Source organism: Paenibacillus sp. FSL L8-0644 (assembly GCF_038008165.1).
Lineage (GTDB): Bacteria > Bacillota > Bacilli > Paenibacillales > Paenibacillaceae > Paenibacillus > Paenibacillus polymyxa_D.
Map to the genome: position 1 here is coordinate 920267 of NZ_JBBOYN010000001.1, position 18741 is coordinate 939007.

The 18741-nt window shown below is 46.7% G+C and carries 18 protein-coding genes; 10 read left to right on the forward strand and 8 right to left on the reverse strand.

Annotated features, from left to right (window positions below):
* Positions 1–167 precede the first annotated feature (167 nt).
* The 6 genes from NSS94_RS04190 (at position 168) to NSS94_RS04215 (ending at position 6232) form a co-directional block, all read left to right on the forward strand.
* Complete coding sequence (locus tag NSS94_RS04190; protein WP_029515765.1) at positions 168–1460, forward strand: ABC transporter substrate-binding protein; 1293 nt, start codon at positions 168–170, stop codon at positions 1458–1460.
* 228 nt (positions 1461–1688) lie between these two features.
* Positions 1689–2597: a carbohydrate ABC transporter permease gene (locus NSS94_RS04195; protein ID WP_023987015.1), complete on the forward strand. Its 909-nt coding sequence runs from the start codon at positions 1689–1691 to the stop codon at positions 2595–2597.
* Between the two features lie 5 nt (positions 2598–2602).
* A complete protein-coding gene (locus NSS94_RS04200; RefSeq protein ID WP_013308762.1) occupies positions 2603–3442 on the forward strand; it encodes a carbohydrate ABC transporter permease in 840 nt (279 codons plus the stop codon).
* Positions 3443–3555: 113 nt separating this feature from the next.
* Positions 3556–4668: a rhamnogalacturonan acetylesterase gene (locus NSS94_RS04205; protein WP_341040387.1), complete on the forward strand. Its 1113-nt coding sequence runs from the start codon at positions 3556–3558 to the stop codon at positions 4666–4668.
* A gap of 72 nt (positions 4669–4740) precedes the next feature.
* Positions 4741–5775: a glycoside hydrolase family 88/105 protein gene (locus NSS94_RS04210; protein ID WP_029515762.1), complete on the forward strand. Its 1035-nt coding sequence runs from the start codon at positions 4741–4743 to the stop codon at positions 5773–5775.
* A 55-nt stretch (positions 5776–5830) separates the two neighbouring features.
* On the forward strand, positions 5831–6232 hold the full coding sequence (locus NSS94_RS04215) for a sensory rhodopsin transducer (protein WP_029515761.1): 402 nt from the start codon (positions 5831–5833) through the stop codon (positions 6230–6232).
* A 95-nt stretch (positions 6233–6327) separates the two neighbouring features.
* Here NSS94_RS04215 and NSS94_RS04220 read toward each other — a convergent pair whose 3' ends face one another.
* The 3 genes from NSS94_RS04220 to NSS94_RS04230 all read right to left on the reverse strand — a co-directional run bounded on the left by NSS94_RS04220 (position 6328) and on the right by NSS94_RS04230 (position 10016).
* Positions 6328–7287, reverse strand: a complete 960-nt coding sequence (locus NSS94_RS04220; RefSeq protein ID WP_029515760.1) for a DMT family transporter — start codon at positions 7285–7287, stop codon at positions 6328–6330.
* Between the two features lie 207 nt (positions 7288–7494).
* On the reverse strand, positions 7495–8811 hold the full coding sequence (locus NSS94_RS04225; protein WP_274386683.1) for a glutamate-1-semialdehyde 2,1-aminomutase: 1317 nt from the start codon (positions 8809–8811) through the stop codon (positions 7495–7497).
* A gap of 83 nt (positions 8812–8894) precedes the next feature.
* On the reverse strand, positions 8895–10016 hold the full coding sequence (locus tag NSS94_RS04230; RefSeq protein ID WP_029515758.1) for an LCP family protein: 1122 nt from the start codon (positions 10014–10016) through the stop codon (positions 8895–8897).
* A gap of 103 nt (positions 10017–10119) precedes the next feature.
* On the opposite strand from NSS94_RS04230, the gene NSS94_RS04235 reads away from it, so the two are divergent.
* The 4 genes from NSS94_RS04235 to bcp are packed head-to-tail and all read left to right on the forward strand — an operon-like array spanning position 10120 to position 13259.
* Positions 10120–11160, forward strand: a complete 1041-nt coding sequence (locus NSS94_RS04235; RefSeq protein ID WP_029515757.1) for an ABC transporter ATP-binding protein — start codon at positions 10120–10122, stop codon at positions 11158–11160.
* Complete coding sequence (locus NSS94_RS04240) at positions 11153–11947, forward strand: ABC transporter permease (RefSeq protein ID WP_025718034.1); 795 nt, start codon at positions 11153–11155, stop codon at positions 11945–11947. The genes NSS94_RS04235 and NSS94_RS04240 overlap by 8 nt, the downstream gene beginning before the upstream one ends.
* 4 nt (positions 11948–11951) lie before the next feature.
* Positions 11952–12740: an ABC transporter permease gene (locus NSS94_RS04245; protein ID WP_025718032.1), complete on the forward strand. Its 789-nt coding sequence runs from the start codon at positions 11952–11954 to the stop codon at positions 12738–12740.
* A 42-nt stretch (positions 12741–12782) separates the two neighbouring features.
* The gene (bcp, locus tag NSS94_RS04250) at positions 12783–13259 is read left to right on the forward strand and encodes a thioredoxin-dependent thiol peroxidase (RefSeq protein WP_029515756.1); all 477 of its coding nucleotides are present in this window, start codon (positions 12783–12785) and stop codon (positions 13257–13259) included.
* Between the two features lie 68 nt (positions 13260–13327).
* Here bcp and NSS94_RS04255 read toward each other — a convergent pair whose 3' ends face one another.
* The 5 genes from NSS94_RS04255 to NSS94_RS04275 are packed head-to-tail and all read right to left on the reverse strand — an operon-like array spanning position 13328 to position 18588.
* On the reverse strand, positions 13328–14443 hold the full coding sequence (locus NSS94_RS04255; RefSeq protein WP_341038728.1) for a GerAB/ArcD/ProY family transporter: 1116 nt from the start codon (positions 14441–14443) through the stop codon (positions 13328–13330).
* A 17-nt stretch (positions 14444–14460) separates the two neighbouring features.
* On the reverse strand, positions 14461–14697 hold the full coding sequence (locus tag NSS94_RS04260) for a hypothetical protein (protein ID WP_029515754.1): 237 nt from the start codon (positions 14695–14697) through the stop codon (positions 14461–14463).
* Positions 14698–14726: 29 nt separating this feature from the next.
* On the reverse strand, positions 14727–15836 hold the full coding sequence (locus tag NSS94_RS04265) for a GerAB/ArcD/ProY family transporter (protein WP_029515753.1): 1110 nt from the start codon (positions 15834–15836) through the stop codon (positions 14727–14729).
* Positions 15837–15841: 5 nt separating this feature from the next.
* Positions 15842–17050 (reverse strand): Ger(x)C family spore germination protein, encoded by a 1209-nt coding sequence (locus NSS94_RS04270; RefSeq protein ID WP_209949435.1) that lies wholly within the window; start codon positions 17048–17050, stop codon positions 15842–15844.
* Positions 17047–18588, reverse strand: a complete 1542-nt coding sequence (locus NSS94_RS04275) for a spore germination protein (RefSeq protein ID WP_029515751.1) — start codon at positions 18586–18588, stop codon at positions 17047–17049. Before NSS94_RS04275 ends, NSS94_RS04270 begins: the two co-directional genes overlap by 4 nt.
* Positions 18589–18741 lie beyond the last annotated feature (153 nt).

Sequence of the window (18741 nt, forward strand, 5' to 3'; positions counted from 1 at the left end):
AGTCCCACTGTTTTTTAAACCCAGGAAACCTGATTTGTGTATTCCAATGCTTCTCAGCTTTTGGGAAAATAACAACAGGAGCTAATGTAAACGCTATCAAAAATGCGTAAATACGTTGTCACTTGTAATTTGGCTCCTTTCTAGAACAGCGAAAAGGGGAGAGATAGGTGGGCAAAAAGGGATGGTTTCTGATTATAGCTATGCTGCTCGTTTTGACGACAGCATGTAGCGGAGCGGACGGCGGCGGCAATTCGGGCACAAGTGCAGACGGGAAAGTAAAGTTACGTATCGCTTGGTGGGGATCGGATACGCGTCATGAATACACGCAGAAGGTCGTTGATTTGTATAAGCAGAAAAATCCTAATGTAACGATCGATGTGGAATATGCCTCTTTTGATGACTATTGGAAAAAGCTCGCCCCACAGGCTGCGGCTAATCAGTTACCGGATATCGTGCAAATGGACATTTCGTACATTAGCCAATATGCAAAAAATGGTCAACTGGAGGATCTCGCGCCTTACTTAAATCAAAAAATTCAGGTCGCTGACGTGAACGAAAATGTACTCAGTACCGGCGTAATAGCAGGAAAGCAATATGGTATTCCAACAGGTGTCAATGTTCTGGGTTTCCAGTATGATCCGGCGCTGCTCAAAAAAGCGGGCATAGACAAAATTCCTGACAACTGGACATGGGATCAATACAAAGAAATGGCTTTAAAGGCAGCTTCCAATAAAGTATACTTTGACAGCTCAATGGCTGCCGATATTTTCTTCCACTATTATTTGCGTACGCAAGGAAAGACTCTCTACAATGCGGAAGGGACAGGATTGGGGTATGACGATGATAAGCTGTTTGTTGACTTCTTCAGCGGATTGGCTGATCTGATTAAGAAGGGAGCGACCCCGCCTCCTGAAATTATGAACCAGACCAAGGGGATTCTTGAGGAATCCGATATCGTAAAAGGAACAGGCATCGGTATTTGGCAGTGGTCCAATCAGTATGTAGGTTTACAGCAGGTTGTTAACCGCCCCATGGCACTGGCACCAATGTTTGGGCCGAATATGGAAAAAGGCGTATACATGCAGCCTACGATGTACTGGACGGTTGCTTCCCGTTCACAGGTGAAGGATGAGGCCGCAAAGTTTATTGATTTCTGGATGAATGATGTAGAAGCGAATAAATTGATTAAAGGCGAACGTGGCGTGCCGATTTCCTCCAAAATCAAGGAGGCTGTTGCGCCAGAGTTGAGCGAGCCTACGAAGCAGGTGTTTGAATTTGTAGCTTCCATGGAGCCGAAGGCTTCTCCAATGAGCCCGCCGCCGCCAGTCGGATCGCCGGAAGTGATTGCGACTCTGACCGATTATATTGAACAGGTCAATTTCGGACAGATGACGCCTGAAGACGCAGCGGCCAAATTCCGGGCTGATGCGAATACTATCCTTGCGAATAACAAGCAATAATGAGCGCAATGTGACCTTTAGGATATCTGATACTGTTTAGCATAAGATCGAAGGAACGTTTCGTTAAGTTAACCGTGCGTAGTCCAAAGCATGATTGCGCACGGTTGATTGGACGAACCAACTGCATAAGCACCCTTTGCAGACATCACAATATTATTCACATAACAACGAATTATTAATATTATAAAGTTTTGCTAATTCTTTAAAATGCAACAGAAGGGAGGCTTGATGAGCTTGCGAAATCATCAGAGCTTGAAAGCCAATATGACCGGATATGCGTTTATCAGCCCGTTTATTGTGGGCTTTCTGGCGTTTACGTTAATTCCAATGTTTATTTCGCTGTATCTGTCCTTTACCACCTACAACCTGTTCACCCCGCCCAAATGGATTGGTCTGGGTAACTTCGAAAAAATGTTCACAGGCGACCCGAAATACTGGAATTCGATCAGGGTCACGTTTACGTATGTATTGGTCGGTGTACCGTTGCGACTGATTTTCGCGCTGTTTGTGGCTATGATTTTGAATACCAAGTCGCGTATGGTCGGCACCTATCGGACAATGTACTATCTGCCGTCGATTATCGGAGGTAGCGTTGCGGTATCCATTATGTGGCGGAACATTTTCAGTAATAACGGCATAGTGAACAGCCTGCTTTCGACCTTAGGGGCGACTCCGGTGAAGTGGTTTGGTGACCCGGATGCTTCGCTTACGATGCTAATCACCTTGTCCGTATGGCAATTTGGCTCCTCCATGCTGATTTTTCTGGCAGGTTTGAAGAACATTCCTGTTGAATTGTACGAGGCGTCCAGTGTAGATGGCGCTAAGCCAGTACGAAAATTTTTCAGTATTACGCTGCCGTTGCTTAGCCCCATTATTCTATTTAATCTGATTATGCAGACGATCAGTGCCTTTATGACCTTCGTCCCGGCTTATGTTATTTCTAAGGGCGAAGGAGGCCCGATGGATGGAACGATGCTGCATTCACTGTATCTGTTCCGGCAGGCGTTTATGTTCAGCAATATGGGATATGCGGCAGCCATGGCTTGGGTCATGCTCATTATGATTGGGATACTGACAGCGATTTTATTTATAACCTCCAGATACTGGGTATTTTATGAAACGGAAAAGGGGCGCTGATACCGATGGCATGGAAAACGGTCAAATGGCCAATTTATCACATACTGGTTGCTGCACTGGCGCTCCTGATGCTGTATCCCGTGTTTTGGATGCTGTTCAGCTCGTTTAAAGAAAGTCGGACGATATTCGTCACGGCATCCTCGCTTTTCCCTACAGAATGGATCTGGCAAAACTATGTAACAGGCTGGAAAGGAACGACTGGCTACAACTTTGGCACGTACATTCTGAACTCGCTCACGATCGTGGTGATTTCAACGATTGGAGCCGTGCTTTCCTCCTCATTGATCGCATTTGGCTTTGCGCGCTTGAAATTCAAAGGACGTAACTTGTGGTTTGCTTTGATGATGGTGACGCTTATGCTACCAGGGGATGTGGTACTGGTACCGCAATATATTATTTTCACCAAGCTCGGTTGGATCAATACGATCTTACCGTTGGTGGTACCCTCCTTTTTCGGGATGCCGTTCTTCATCTTTCTGATGGTGCAGTTTATACGAACGATTCCAGGAGAGTTGGATGAAGCGGCGACGATTGATGGATGCGGCAAGTTCCGGCTGTATTTTAGAATTATTTTACCCTTACTCAAGTCGTCGTTGGCTACAGCGGCAATCTTCTCTTTCTACTGGAAGTGGGAGGATTTGCTAGGTCCGGTACTGTATCTGAATTCGCCGGAGAAATATACCGTATCTATTGCACTCAAGATGTTCCTCGACAGCGAGTCGGCTTCCAACTGGGGAGGAATGTTCGCGATGTCTATCCTAAGCCTGCTTCCAGTTATCGCTGTATTCTTCGCATTCCAGAAGCAAATTGTAGAAGGAATGAGTACAAGTGGTTTGAAGGGATAAGATCCAAAATCCATAGCGTGAGGATATGAGGCTTACGAGTGGAAATGGAAGGTATCCGGGTTTATACAATTGAATGGTTGGGATTTGAGGGCGATGGCTGAGAGGTGAGTAAATTGTGGAAGTTTGATTTTGGTCCGGGGGAACCTGCGGATGGCTACAAGGGAGTGTCTCCGGATTGCGTATATACAACTGAACAGGGCTATGGCTTCGAGACTACGGAGCATGTGTACGGTCGAAAAAGGCAGTGTGCAGCTAAGGATGCACGCACGCAGCTACGAAGCAGCTTTTGTATTCCACTGAACGCTGCATTTGTTGCAGATGTGCCAGACGGGATGTATCTCGTCACTATACTGGTCGGCGATTCGCAGGCGGAAACGCTCACGCGACTCAAGGCTGGTGAAGGCAAGCACATGCTTCCCCCGGTACAGACGCTGCCGGGCCAGTTCACCGAAGCCCTGTTTGCGGTGCCAGTCCGGGGTGGCAAGCTGCGCCTCACCGTATCAGGCACCGCGCCACGGCTCAATGCGCTGGAGATTGCGCCAGCGCCACAGACCCTCCGGCTATTCCTAGCCGGAGATTCCACGGTTACGGATCAGGACGCATCCGGTTATCCGTATACTGGCTGGGGCCAGGCTTTGCCCGCCCTGTTCAAGCATGATGTCTGCGTGGATAATCATGCCGTATCGGGAAGAAGCTCCAAAAGCTTTGTGGACGAAGGACGGCTGGGTGCCATTTTGGGCGAAATAAAGGCAGGAGACTTCCTGTTCATCCAGTTCGGCCATAATGATCAGAAGCCTGACCCGGAGCGGGCTACAGAGCCTTTTACAACCTACAAGGAGCATCTTCGCCTCTACATCGACGGCGCAAGAAGCCATGGGGCAACCCCGGTACTGGTCACGCCCGTACATCGTCGCTATTTTAATGAGGATGGTACGCTATCTGACACACATGGTGACTATGTAACAGCGGTTCGTGAGCTGGCGGAAGAAGCGAATGTACCGCTGATTGATTTGTCTGCCCGCACGCAGGAGTTATATGAGCAGCTGGGTCCCGAAGAGAGTAAAGAGCTTTTTATGTGGCTGCTGCCTGGTGAATACATGAACTTTTCCGGCGGCTTAGAGGATAACACACATTTTCATGAGAATGGTGCGGTTCGTATTGCAGACATGGTGGTGGATGCTGTGAGGGCACTGGATTTGCAACCGTTACGCATGTATTTACGTTGAAGGACGACCTATTCATATACGGACGTCAAGGAGGTAACTCACGTGAAACTTACCAAAGGGGGGGACGTGGAAATGCCTGCATTGATATTTGATGAAGAACAAGTTAAGCAGGTGATCGACCGGGTAGTTGAACGCACATTTCAAATGCACTACAGCTGGGATTGGCCGGGTGGAGTAGCCTTTTACGGAGTATGCGAAGCGTATGAAGCGACAGGGAACGAAAAGTATTTGATCAAGCTGAAAGAATGGGTTGACGAAAGTATTGAGGATGGGCTTCCATCTCTCTCGGTGAACGGCGTTTCTGTCGGGCACTGTTTGTTGACGCTTTACCAGGCCACAGGTGAGCAAAAATACCTTGATATTGCCATCGAGATGGCAGAATTTTTGGCCAAAAAAGCGGAACGGTTTGCCGACGGCATTTTCCAGCATACGGTGAACTCACTTCATGATGTATTTCCGCAGCAAGCATGGGTGGATACGATGTTTATGGCCGGTTATTATTTGCTGCGTATCGGTCATCTGTTGGGCAACAAAGAGTATTGGGAGGATGGGGTTCGTCAATATCACGGGCATGAAGAATTTTTGCAGGACCCGGATACGAATCTGTATTATCACGGATGGGATCATGCGAATCAAAGCCGGATGTCAGGAATATATTGGGCGCGCGGCAATTCATGGGCAGCTCTCACGATGGCAAAAGCGCTGAAATTTGTGGAGGTGCAGCATCCATCTTATATGATCATCGATGGCTCGCTGCGTGACCAGCTCAATGCGCTGGTGCGACTGCAATCCCCGGAAGGGCTGTGGCATACGGTGCTGAATGATGATACCTCTTATCTGGAAACCTCGGGCTCGGCAGGAATCGCGACTGCCTTGCTTATGCAAGGGCGGTTGTTTAACAAATACACACAAAAGGCGATCGACGGTATTCTTTCCCGCATTAAGGACGACGGCACAGTAACGGGTGTATCCGCTGGAACCGCTGTGATGAACGATATTGACGGCTATCGAAACGTCCCCTACAAACGCATTCAGGGCTGGGGTCAGGGATTGGCGCTTGCTTTTCTGGCTCAACTGTTGCGTACCAAGGAGAATCCATACGGCTAGAAGAAAGGGCATATGCGCTAAAAAGTATTATGGGTAAAGGAAGGAGGCCAATAGTATGGGAAATGCTGAACTTTCTCAGGAAAAGGTGGCTAATCAGCCGCGAGGCAGCCTATTCTGGGTCATCCCCGATGGGTATATTCCACCGGAAAGCCGGGGAGAGCTGCTCAGTCATGAGAGTATATGCGTGCTGAATTGTGGGAGCCGTGTGGCAAATCTAAGTATAGACATCTATTTTGAAGACCGCGAGCCATTGGAGGGATTGATCGAGGTGGTGGAAGGAAGACGAACCCGTCATATCCGAACAGCCTCGTTGGAGAAATCCGGCGAACGGATTCCGACAGGCATTCCTTACGCAATTACGGTCACTAGCGATGTGCCCATCATCGTACAATATAGCAGATTGGACACGACACAGCCGGAATTGGCGTTAATGAGTGTCATGGCGTACCCTATTTAATCCGACGAAGACTAAGAAGTGAAAAAAGAAATCTCCCGGCTGGAATTGCGCAGCTGGGAGATTTCTTTTTTTTGCAGGCAAATTAGTATCCATTTTTAGCCCGTCTTTTGTGATTTTGCCGAAGTTGTTTTGATCGGCGTGAAGTTTTTTCGCCCTCCAAAATTGGTACCCAGCACGCCGATAATGATCATCACAGCCCCAACAATGTGATAGTAGGCGAGCTGCTCCTTCAAAATGTAAGCACCGGCAATCATGGAAATGAGGGTGGATAAATTACCGATCACACTCATTTTGGAGGCTTCGATCCACTTCAAGGCAAAGCTTGATAACAGTGAGGTGACGAGGGTAGACAGAATGCCCAGATAAATCAGTGCCATCCAATAACCAGGCTTCACCAGTGGAGCGGTATAGGCGCTCATGGAGCCGTCTATGGCATGATATCCCAGTGCCACCACGTTAAAAACGATACATCCCAAAATAGAGGTAACGTAGGTCAATTCCATGGGGCTGTACTTTTGTGTTAAGGGCCGTGCCAGTACATTATAACCGGATAGGCATATCGCAGAGAGCACGAGCAGAAGAATACCGCCATAGCTATTGGACGCTAGCGGTGCTCCGCTTTTCATTACAAATATAAAAACCACACCAAAGACAGAGAGCAGTAAGGAAATCTTTTGGACTACTGTTGTACGCTCTTTAATAAAATAAGAAGCTAACAGCAACGTAAAGATGGGAACGGTTGCTTGAATAATTCCACCTTCCGATGAAGAAGTGCTCATCAGCCCGAAGGCTTGCAGTGGAAAATACACTAATGGCGAGAGCAGCGCCAGTGGTAAAATGCGCAGAATGTCACGCAATTTGATGTTGAGCTTAATCCAACCAAGCAGCACTGGAACGGTCAAAGCGATAAAAGACAGCGCAAAGCGGTGGGCGATCACATCCAGCGGGCTCGCCTCTGTGACCGTCAATTTTACAAATAAAAATGAAAATCCAAGTATAGCTGCATAGCTGAGAGCTGCCAGATAGGCGGCTCCATTTCTGGAACGACTGTGCATAATAAACCTCCGTAGTCATGACCTTAACCTGTGGTTCTCTCAATATACCCGGATGGCATAACATGATACAATCCATAAAATCTGAAACTGTACGGGTACAGTTGTAAAATAAAAAAAGCCGGAACGAAGTCCCAGAGGTCGAATACCCTTCCCTAAGACTACTTCCAGCTCTTATCAAAATTCATATTCTATCACTTACTGCTGGGTTTACTTCCCTTGTGACATCGCCCGGAACGAATCGTCCGCCGCTTCCAGCGTAGCATCTACATCTTCGTCCGTATGCGCTGTTGTGAGGAACCAGGCTTCGTACTTGGATGGTGCCAGATGAATACCTCGATCCAGCATGTGACGGAAGAAGGATGCGAATGCTTCGCTATCCGTATCCTGCGCCTGTGCGTAATTCGTGATCGGATGATCACAGAAATGCGTCGAGAACGCTCCACGAATACGGTTGATCGTCAATGGCACGCCATAGCGTTCGGCAGAGGACTGAATACCGTCCGTCAGCCTCACAGCCAGACGTTCCATCTCTTCATACACGCCTTCTCCTTGAAGGACTTCAAGGCAGGCGATGCCTGACGAGATGGACGCCGGGTTGCCTGCCATCGTACCCGCCTGATAAGCCGGGCCGAGTGGGGCAACCTGCTCCATGATCTGCTTGCTGCCACCGTAGGCACCAATTGGCAGACCACCACCCATGATTTTGCCCAGCGCGGTCAAATCTGGCTGAATCGCATCATGGTTGTCCAAACCTGCATACGTTTGGGTAGAGCCGAAGTGGAATCGGAATGCGGTAATGACCTCGTCATAAATGACGAGTGAGCCGTTCGCACGCGCCATGGAGCACAACCCTTCCAAATAACCGGGCTGCGGCATAACCATGCCGAAATTACCGACAATAGGCTCGACCATGACTGCCGCCACATCGTCGCTCCAGCGCTCCAAAGCTTGGCGCAACGCGTCGAGGTCATTGAATGGCACAGTAATGACCTCGCTCGCAATGTTGGTTGTAATGCCTGCACTGTCAGGTATGCCCAGTGTAGAAGGTCCAGAGCCAGCAGCTACAAGTACCAGATCCGAGTGACCATGGTAGCAGCCGGCAAATTTGATGATCTTGTTCCGCCCAGTATAAGCCCGTGCCACACGAATCGTCGTCATGACTGCTTCTGTGCCGGAATTCACAAACCGGACCTTGTCCATAGAAGGAATGGCTTCCTTCAGCATCTTGGCCAGTTTGATTTCCAATACCGTTGAGGTTCCGTATAATACGCCGTTCGCGGCCGCTTCGCTGATCGCCTTGGTAATATGGGGGTGAGCATGTCCGGTAATAATAGGGCCGTAGGCCGCCAAATAATCGATATACCGATTATCATCCTCGTCCCAGAAATGAGCGCCTTGAGCGCGTTTCATGAATACTGGAGCACCGCCGCCCACAGCTTTAAAGGAACGTGAAGGGCTGTTAACGCCCCCGACAATATGCTCCAGGGCCTCTTTATATAGTGCTTCGGAGTTTTCCCGTTTCATCATCAAAAACTTCCTTTCCGTTCATTAAAATAGGGTATACACACGCCAAAGGGCAGCGTTCACGGCTGCCCCTGCATACATCATTATAGCTCTTTTTGACCTGTCTTTGTTGTTGATTGTTTGGAAGCATTCTCATCACTGGCTTTACTGCCCCCTGTAAAAGAAGCTTTATCCGTCTTGGTAGACGATGCACTGTCTGGCTGTTTTGTTTCGGTCTGATCCTTATTTTGTTCCTGTGTTTGTGTGGGTGGATTATTAAAAATATCCTGCACATACGTTTTCAGTTCTTCCGGATCGCGGACAGTAAGAACTGCCGCGCCGCCCACATTCTCTTCTCCGAGCATCTTCATCGGTGGAACCTGTTCACTGCCTGCAAAGTTGCTTTGGTACCCCACATTCGCCAGCTTCCACATATCGTTAACACTGAGATTTGTGTCGATGTACGGGTTAACCTGCTCTAAAATGTTCGGCAGGTTGGCGATGGAAGTCGTGGTCTGCATTTTCTGGGCTACGGCCTCCAAAAATGCGCGTTGCCGTCCTGATCGGGAGAAGTCGGACATCGCATCGTGGCGGAACCGCACATATTGAAGCGCCGTGTTGCCATCCAGATGCTGCATACCCTTTTTCAAATCAATGTCGTACTGATGTTTATCTGCATTACTTGTATAATGCATATCCTTTTCCACTTCAAAATCAATCCCGCCTACGGCATCCACCAGTTTGATAAAACCCTGGAAATCCGTGTACACATAATATTGCACCGGAATGCCTAACAGATCGCCAGCCGTCTTCATGGCTGTGTTGGGTCCGTGAGTAATGGCGGTATTAATTCGATTTTTTCCGTAACCGGGAATATCCACGTACGTATCACGCAAAATAGAGAACAGGTGGATTTTTTTCTTGACGGGGTCCAGTGACACGACCATCATGCTGTCTGATCGGGGGACTTCCCCTTTCTGGATACCGCGCCCATCGACACCCATTAGCAAAATATTGACCATATCGGTACCTTCCCACTTGGGCGGTTCTGGCGTACGAACCTGATCGACCTGCTTTACATTTTTGAAGGGGGAGTTAGCACCCTCTTTATGCAGATTATCCAGCTGATTATAAATAGATGTAAAATAGTACACGGCAAAGCCGACAATCGCGACGATTACCACGGCTAGAACCGACCATATCGTCCTTTTGGTTCTGCTTGTCATGGATGCTCTCCCTTTCGCTTTTCAGTTCATTACATTATAATTTCTTTTTGGAGCACAATCAATTTAACTATGGATTTTACAAATCCTGATTGAGAGGTATAACATGCTGGCAATAGATGTGCAGGATCTGCGCAAAACATTTAAGGTTCAAAAAAATCGCGAGGGCTTAAAAGGCGCCTTCCTTGATTTATTTGCCCGCGAGTACAACGAGGTAGCCGCGGTCAAAGATATATCTTTCCGTATTCCGCAAGGAGAAATATGCGGTTATATCGGTGAGAATGGCGCCGGAAAGTCCACCACGATTAAGATGCTGACAGGCATTCTCGTGCCGACATCGGGACATCTCAAGGTGGGCGGTTATGTCCCCTATGAGGAACGTGAGAAATTTGTAGGCAACATTGGTGTTGTTTTCGGTCAGCGCAGCCAGCTTTGGTGGGACATCGGTGTGATCGAGTCTTTTCAACTACTGCGGAAAGTATATCAGGTTCCGGCTACTGACTTCAAACGCAGGCTGGATGAGCTGGTGGAGAGACTGCAATTGCAGGATCTGCTAAGCCGCCCGGTACGCAAGCTTAGTCTCGGGCAACGGATGCGCTGTGAGTTGGTAGCAGCCTTGCTGCACAATCCGTCTATTGTTTTTCTGGACGAGCCGACCATTGGGCTTGACATTATGGTGAAGTCCGAAATCCGCGAGTTTCTGAAGGACATGAACCGGGATCACGGTACGACTATTTTGCTGACGACCCATGATTTGCAGGATATTGAAGCGCTGTGCTCGCGCGTCATTATGCTGGATGATGGGAATATCATTTATGATGGTGGTCTTGAGGATCTGAAGGCGCGTTGGGGTACAGGTCGAGAAGTACGGTTCCAGTTCGGCACATCGACCCAATTGGAGCAATTACAGGCATGGACTGCTGATATGCCATTGGCTTGGACGGTGGATAATGATTTGGCTGCCAAGGTATGGATTCCTCTTCATATTAATGTATCGGATGTGCTCGCTTGCGTAGTCGGTCGCACGGACATTACGGATATCAAAATCATTGAAACCAACACGGATGATATCGTCCGCAGTATCTATCAGTCTGGCTCGGCGGAACGCCAGGGCAATCCGGTAGTGGAGGCCAAAGTTCATGCTTAGCGTATACACCGATTTTATTCGTATTCGATTTCTCACGATGCTGGCTTATCGTGTGAACTATTATTCAGGAATCCTTATTTATTGCATGAATATTGGCGTGTATTATTTCACATACAAAGCGATATATGGCGATGCGGGTAGCATTGGAGGCTTTACCGCTGCTCAGATGACGACGTATGTAGCCGTATCGTGGATGGCGAGAGCCTTTTATTTTAACAATCTGGATCGTGAGATATCGACGGATATTCGTGATGGAAGCATTGCAATTCAGATGATCCGACCTTATAACTATGTACTTGTTAAATTTATGCAAGGACTCGGCGAGGGAATGTTCCGTTTTCTGTTGTTTATGATTCCAGGTATGGCGATTGCGTTGCTGCTATTTCCGGTGAAACTTCCCACGGATCCGGTAGCCTGGGTTGGTTTTCTGGTCATGCTGTTTTTCAGCTTTATGATCAACACTCAGATCAATATTATTACGGGATTAACGGCCTTTTTTATCGAAAATAATGAGGGCATGATGCGTATGAAGCGCGTAGTTGTAGATCTGTTTTCTGGATTGATTTTGCCAATTAGTTTGTTCCCAGGCTGGCTGGCGACAATCGCCCAATGGATGCCGTTTCAGGCAATTACCTATTTGCCGGGCTCTGTATTTACGGGACGTGTAAAAGGCGTTGGCATTTGGAATGTACTGGGTATCCAAATCATTTGGCTGGTCGTTCTGCTCGTGCCGATGATCATCATTTGGCGACTGGCGCGCAGACGTCTGTTCGTGCAGGGAGGGTAAGCCGATGATGTACTATTTGGGTCTCATTAGCGAATATTTAAAAAATTACATGAAGTCACGGCTCACCTATCGGGCCGACTTTTGGGTAGAAGTTATTTCAGATCTGTTGTTTCAGGCCACGAATCTTATTTTTATCCTGGTTATTTTTATGCACACAGACAGTTTGGGTGGCTGGAGTGAAAATGAAGTCGTGTTCGTTTATGGATTTTTTATGGTTCCTTACGGACTATTCAGCTGTTTCGTCAACCTTTGGAACTTTAGCGAGCGTTATATTGTAAAAGGTGAACTCGACCGGGTAATGACCCGTCCTGCGTATAATCTGTTCCAGATTTTCCTTGAAAATGTGGACCCGCCCGCACTGGTCGGCTCAGTGATCGGTCTGATTATAATGGGGATCAGCGGGGCACAGATGGACTTGGCTATGGAGTGGTGGTTCATACCGGCGCTGATCATTTTAAGCCTAAGTGCCGTGGCGATCTATACGGGGATATACACCATATTGACTTCCCTTTCGTTTTTTTCGGATGCGCCGACAGGAATTATTCCGCTCATGTACAATATTCAGGGTTACGGACGTTATCCAGTAACGATCTATAACCGAGCCATTCAGGTTGTGCTGACTTGGATACTACCGTTTGCTTTTGTTGGCGTATATCCAGCCTCCCTGTTCCTTCACCGAGAGGACATGCGCCATATGGCGCTCTTAACTCCTGTGATGGGGATTGTCTTTCTGACCTTGGGCTTACTGGCATGGAACTGGGGAATTCGCCGCTACAGAGGGGCAGGCTCATAGGTCAGGTTATATAAGAACCCCCACAAGATAGGAGATGATGAGATGTCCGCGGCATTTACCGTTATTGGGCAAGCGGCACCGGATTTTGAATTGCCTGGCAGTGAGGGAAAGCATGTTAAGCTGTCAGATTATCGAGGCAGTAGGGTGTTGATATATTTCTATCCCAAGGACTTGACCTCTAGCTGCTCGACCCAGGCTTGTGATTTTCGGGATAAACATACGGAGTTTGAAGGTTTGAACACGGTGATTCTGGGGATAAGCCCTGATCCACTCAAGCAGCATGACAAGTTTATTGCCAAGTACGGACTCCCTTTTCAGTTGTTATCTGATGAAGAGCATCAGGTCGCTGAGACGTATGGTGTATGGCAGCAAAAACAGATGTATGGCAAGCAGTACATGGGCATTGTTCGGTCTACGTTCCTTATTGATGAAAATGGTATCTTAGTTCACGAATGGCGTGGTTTAAGAGTAAAAGGGCACATTGATGCTGCGCTGGCATACATTCAGGATATGGCGTAAGTGAAGAACAAAAAAACCTTTTGGAATCGGATTATGCTTCTTTAAGCATCGGTTTCAAAAGGTTTTTGTTAATTTTTGGATGCGTTCTGTCGATGCTTCCACTTTTGCTTGCAGAGATAAACACCCCATAAAAAAAGCGGAATGATCAAGCCGTTTGTATAATGCCAAGTAGACATGGGATAAACAAGAGTTCTTACATAATAAAACACATTTGGGGTTATCAAAATGGTCATGCCAAACACAAGCGCTCCTGCGGGGATGACAAAGGAGCGGATATTAGAAACTCGGAATAGCTGGGTTGTTCCGAAAGTAAACGCGTAAAAGAAAAGGACACCTTTGAAATAGGCAGCAAGTGCCCAGGTTAAAGTTACTAACGATTCAACTCGTGTAATATAATTGAGCTCGTTAATCTTTGTTGTGAGAGCAGAAGAAATGTATGGACTATAATTGGTCACAAAGGGACCAACGACAAGGAGAGAGAGAAGCAGAAACACGCTAATCAGGAATCCGCCTATAAGAGAGGCGAGCAACATGTCCTTTTTAAAATGGGCTTTTTTGTTTACATAAGGAAAAACCATGAGCATAATAGACATTTCGGCAAAAGGCATAGCCACGCCTGGAACCATTCCTTTAGCAACAGGAGCTAACCCGTTTTCCAAAACAGGCCGTACATTAGAAAGCTGAATTTGTGGCAGGAGTGCAAGGATCAGACCGGAGAAGATTAATATATATGCTGGTAATAGCATCTCGCTAACACGACCGAAAACTTCAATTCCCATTAGCGCAGTAAGCACCATTAGGGAAATTCCCATAACGAGCAGGACATGCAGAGGGGTTTGTACAAATAACTGGGTAGTCAGGTAATCGCCTACCTCTCTAGCAATAAGAGCGGTGTTCATTAAAAAATAAAACAAATACCAGCAGGAGACAATGGTTCCGAATACAGGCCCGAAAATTTTACGGATCGCTTCAATAAGTGTAAGGCCCGGGTAGAGTTCATGGACACGAAGGAGCACGTAAATAATAATTAAACCTAACGGTATGGACAGTATAGAGCTGATCCAGGCATCCTGATGAGCAATATGCGTAATCATAGTCGGATAAATTAAGAGCATATCCCCGATTAAACACATAAACATAAGGACAGTCACTTGCCGAACACTGATACGTTCTTTTTTTGACATTTGTGGCTGCCTCCCTTCTAAAAGCCAAATACATGTGAAATAAAAGCGTTAACAGGGTTATAGATGATCTCTATCAGAATCAGCGGACTTGGCGTAACCTCTAATTTGGCAGCAAGAATACTAAGCCATGTGCCTAATCCGAGCATAACGATGTACACGAACATATCCTTAAAGCGATGCTTTCGGTACAAGCCTGGCAAATCTTTGGCAGCGATGGCTAAGCCGATACAGATAATGATAGTGGTAATCAGCATGTCGATGCTCCTTCCTTTGAGGGTGAGGCTCAACCAGATCCCAGGCTATGATTGCCTTTCGATCTCAACTTGTATACGACAAGCAGCAGTAAAGGCAGGACAACGGAATCCGTCAAATCCCAATAAATCCAAGCGTGGACGATCGTATCCAGATAATAAGTAATGTTGGGTGCCGACACGATAATCAGACCAAACAGGATCATAAAGCTAGGGCCAAGAAAGGTCCGTACATTGTCTAATCGCAGTAGCTGAGTCATTCCTAAGGTAAAGGCATAGAAGTGTAAAATGGTTTTAACAAAGGTAGTGATAATCCAGGCTATGCTCATCATGGATTCAACTCTCTGCAAGAAATTTCCTATGTTGATTTTTTTAGATAGCGTATAAGAGGTATACACACTATGTTCGGTTACAAAAGGGCCCAGAACCATGAGAGAAACCAAGAGTAGTACGCTTAACAGAACGCTGGCAGTAAGTCCGGCTAGCAAAACCGATTTTTTTAGACCCGGTTTTTTGTTCACATAGGGAAAAATCATGAGTAAAAAAGCTAATTCTCCGAATGGGTAGGACAGTGCAAATAGGCTGCCTTCCATAATCTTGGGAATACCTTGCTCCAGCATAGGCTTAAGCTGCTGACTTTCACATTGGGGAAGCAAGCACAGGATTAAAAACAAAGTGAAAGCCAAGCATAATGGTAATAAGATTTGAGCCGTACGAGCAATAGGCTCTAATCCCATATACATCCCCCACATAAGCGCAAGAATTAAGAGTAAATTGATAACAGGCAGAGGCGTCATAACATAAGTCTGGCTGTTCATAAAATCCCCGACCTCTCTTAAATAAATCGCGGAATTCATTAATAAATGGAACAAATACCATATCGAGATGAGGGAGCCTAGCCACGGTCCCAAAATTCTCTGGCAGAGTTGAATAAAGGTGAGATCAGGATATAGCTGATGTACCCGCAGGAGTAGCAGTAATACAGCCAATCCTGCTGGGATACTTAGGAATGAGCTGATCCAGGCATCCTGCTTGGATATGCTTGTAATGAGGGAGGGATACACCAATACGCAGTCTCCGATAATACTCAAAAATACGAGTACGGCTATATTTCTGATGCTGATACGCCCTTTCTCCTCCACCCAGCTCACTCCTTCATTTGTTTTTGGAATGATTCAAACAAGGAACCAATTTTTTTAATCTTTGTCTGTGCCTTATATTCAATCTGTAAGTCCATAAATGGATTTTCTTTTTCTTCTTTTAGTCTTTTCCAAAGCTCGGGTTTGGACTGGTGAATCAGTTGACCAAAGCCGAAAATGTCTGACTTAAACTCATGCCGAACGGTCTCTACGGAATGTTTCATAATTTCAACAATTTTTTCATTGCTTGCGGCTTCAATTTCTTTAATATCGTCCATACTGTCTAGCTTCATATGCTGGCAGTTGACTTCTCGTACTGTGCTGTTGTTGGTAACTGATATAGAGATAACAGGTTCTCCATCACGAATGATTACTTTTTTTTGAGTGTCGCTACTCAAGGTTAATAGGGCAATGTTACCCCCACCCTGACAATCGGTGTGCCCCGTTGTAGACTCCACTTTATCCCTGATGTAACTGAGCCCTTTACTGTCAAGTTCATTGATCCATCCCAGCAATCGGTCTTTTTTGAATACACCATTACCCGAAAACCGCAATATGGTTTCAGGCGATATACTTTTGGTGGCATCCATACCTTTTTCATTGGTCGACTCTATATCTCCCACAGCTTCCAATGCGGGCAGAGTGGACTGGATGTCGGGATTAACCAGATCGCTAAGAAGTTGATCCATGGTTACTTTGGTAGCAGGAGCCCAGGTTTTGGTTAAGGTATCTAACGAAGCAAATAATTTATTTGCCGGCAACTTTTCCATTGGAGTGGGGATCTTTAACATCGTAGAAGCCTTGTTATTCTTGGCTATCGCAATATAAAAGTCACTTCTTGTGAAAGGCTCTCGCATCATGGCTTCAATCGCATCAGCAATTCCCTTTCTCGCATACTCCTCACCTAAAATCAGCATACGAATATGAGATAAGTAAATGGCGCGCGGACTTGTATTCGTCATTTTTTCAATGGCCTCTTGAATCGTGGGTGCAGTGGCCTGATAAGTAACGACTGGAGGGCCTGCACTTGGTGAAGATTTGGAAGCTACAGCAGAAGGAATGACCACCTGAGCGGTTACCTGATACTGGTCTCCTTCTATATCCACACCGATCCCAATAGCTATGCCCAGCTCATTTAATTCTTGGCGATCCCAGCAACCACCTAACAGTAATGCAATCAGGCCCCAGACGAAGAACAAATGTATGGTCTGCTTCATGGTTGATCCCTTCTGGTTTTTGATTTATTACCGATCCGTCTTTTTTTCGTTTTTTGGCGGATCGTATTTTGGATAGAGATGGATTGAGGACGCTTCGTCATATGAGGCCAAGGCAAGCGAAACAGCGTATCTTTCATATCGCTTTCCACATAGGGGCCAAACGGACTCATGTAAGATACTCCAAACGATCTCAGACTGGTCAAGTGCAGCAAAACTACGATTAACCCCATCAATATTCCAAGAAGCCCAAAGGCTGCGGCTAGCATCATTAAGGCGAAGCGTATAATACGAACCGCTATCGACAGGCCGTTTTCTGGAATAACATAGCTGGAGATGGCGGTGATTGACACGATAATGACCATAGCCGCCGAGACAACCCCCGCATCCACGGCTGCTTGCCCAATGACCAATGTGCCTACAATAGATACAGCTTGTCCGACTGTCCTCGGAATTCGGACTCCTGCTTCACGCAAAATTTCATAAGTAATTTCCATGAGCATCGCCTCGACAAAGGCTGGAAACGGTACGCCTTCCCTTTGTGCAGCGAGACTGACCAATAAGTTTGTAGGAATCATCTCTTGATGAAAGGTAGTTACCGCGATATAAACTGCCGGTGCAAGCAAAGCGATAAAAAAGGAAAAGAAACGCAGCAAACGCAGCAACGTGCTGATATCAGCACGTTGGTAATAATCCTCTGCCGACTGGAAAAATTGCACGAATAGCGCAGGAATCAACAGAACAAAGGGTGTCCCGTCCACCAAGATAGCAATCCGCCCCTCCAACAGGCTGGCAGCGACCGAATCCGGACGCTCGCTGTTATAAATGGTGGGAAACGGAGTGAAGGATTCATCCTGAATTTCCTCTTCGATGTAACCCCCTTCCAAAATTCCGTCAATATCAATTCGGTCCAAACGTTCTCTCAGTTCCTGAATAACCCCTTCGTCAGCAATTCCTTTGATATACATCACGGACACATTGGTATGAGTGACTTGACCGATCTGTCTTGTTTCCATCCACAGGCGCGGATCGCGGATTCGCCTACGAATTAGAGCGGTATTGGTACGTAAATTTTCGGTAAAAGCCTCCATTGGACCCCGTACGACACTTTGGGATTGGGGTTCGCTAACACTGCGATCCTCCCAACCGACCGCATCAATCCATATGCCCTTGGCGTATCCGTCCAGCAAAATGATAATACCGCCAGATAGCATCTGGTTGAATAAGGCATCCATTTCGTCCACACTACCTGAGTTACCTGCAATCAAAACTTGATTCTTCAAATAGTCGAATGGTTCTGCGCCCTCCGGTACATGATGTTCATTTACTCGCATCAATGAACGGAGAACGGAATCATGGAGCAATTGAGTATTGACCAGACCATCAATATAAAATAGAGCTGCTGGCCATTTTTGCATCCATAATAGCTCTTTAATGATTACATCTCCGCTGTTTCCAAAGGAGCTTTCGATATGATTCACATTATCCTTCAAGTTAGAGGACACATGAGTAAGTGGACAACTTTTATTCTGATTTGGCATACGTAAAATCCTCCGATATTGGAGTTTGTTGGCTTAGTATGCTCTGAATATATGAATTTATGCCTTGCGATTATAGAAACGAATGCAGTCTGACATTCGCGATTTGCTCCGGTGAAGGGAGGACTGGTATGTCTTTTGTTGCTGGGGATTTTA

Excerpts from the sequence above, each read along its gene's own strand:
- NSS94_RS04195 (WP_023987015.1), top strand. The coding sequence starts at position 1,689 with ATGAGCTTGCGAAATCATCAGAGCTTGAAAGCCAATATGACCGGATAT.
- NSS94_RS04200 (WP_013308762.1), top strand. The coding sequence starts at position 2,603 with ATGGCATGGAAAACGGTCAAATGGCCAATTTATCACATACTGGTTGCT.
- NSS94_RS04210 (WP_029515762.1), top strand. The coding sequence starts at position 4,741 with ATGCCTGCATTGATATTTGATGAAGAACAAGTTAAGCAGGTGATCGAC.
- NSS94_RS04215 (WP_029515761.1), top strand. The coding sequence starts at position 5,831 with ATGGGAAATGCTGAACTTTCTCAGGAAAAGGTGGCTAATCAGCCGCGA.
- NSS94_RS04220 (WP_029515760.1), bottom strand. The coding sequence starts at position 7,287 with ATGCACAGTCGTTCCAGAAATGGAGCCGCCTATCTGGCAGCTCTCAGC.
- NSS94_RS04225 (WP_274386683.1), bottom strand. The coding sequence starts at position 8,811 with ATGAAACGGGAAAACTCCGAAGCACTATATAAAGAGGCCCTGGAGCAT.
- NSS94_RS04230 (WP_029515758.1), bottom strand. The coding sequence starts at position 10,016 with ATGACAAGCAGAACCAAAAGGACGATATGGTCGGTTCTAGCCGTGGTA.
- NSS94_RS04235 (WP_029515757.1), top strand. The coding sequence starts at position 10,120 with ATGCTGGCAATAGATGTGCAGGATCTGCGCAAAACATTTAAGGTTCAA.
- NSS94_RS04240 (WP_025718034.1), top strand. The coding sequence starts at position 11,153 with ATGCTTAGCGTATACACCGATTTTATTCGTATTCGATTTCTCACGATG.
- NSS94_RS04245 (WP_025718032.1), top strand. The coding sequence starts at position 11,952 with ATGATGTACTATTTGGGTCTCATTAGCGAATATTTAAAAAATTACATG.
- bcp (WP_029515756.1), top strand. The coding sequence starts at position 12,783 with ATGTCCGCGGCATTTACCGTTATTGGGCAAGCGGCACCGGATTTTGAA.
- NSS94_RS04255 (WP_341038728.1), bottom strand. The coding sequence starts at position 14,443 with ATGTCAAAAAAAGAACGTATCAGTGTTCGGCAAGTGACTGTCCTTATG.
- NSS94_RS04260 (WP_029515754.1), bottom strand. The coding sequence starts at position 14,697 with ATGCTGATTACCACTATCATTATCTGTATCGGCTTAGCCATCGCTGCC.
- NSS94_RS04270 (WP_209949435.1), bottom strand. The coding sequence starts at position 17,050 with ATGAAGCAGACCATACATTTGTTCTTCGTCTGGGGCCTGATTGCATTA.
- NSS94_RS04275 (WP_029515751.1), bottom strand. The coding sequence starts at position 18,588 with ATGCCAAATCAGAATAAAAGTTGTCCACTTACTCATGTGTCCTCTAAC.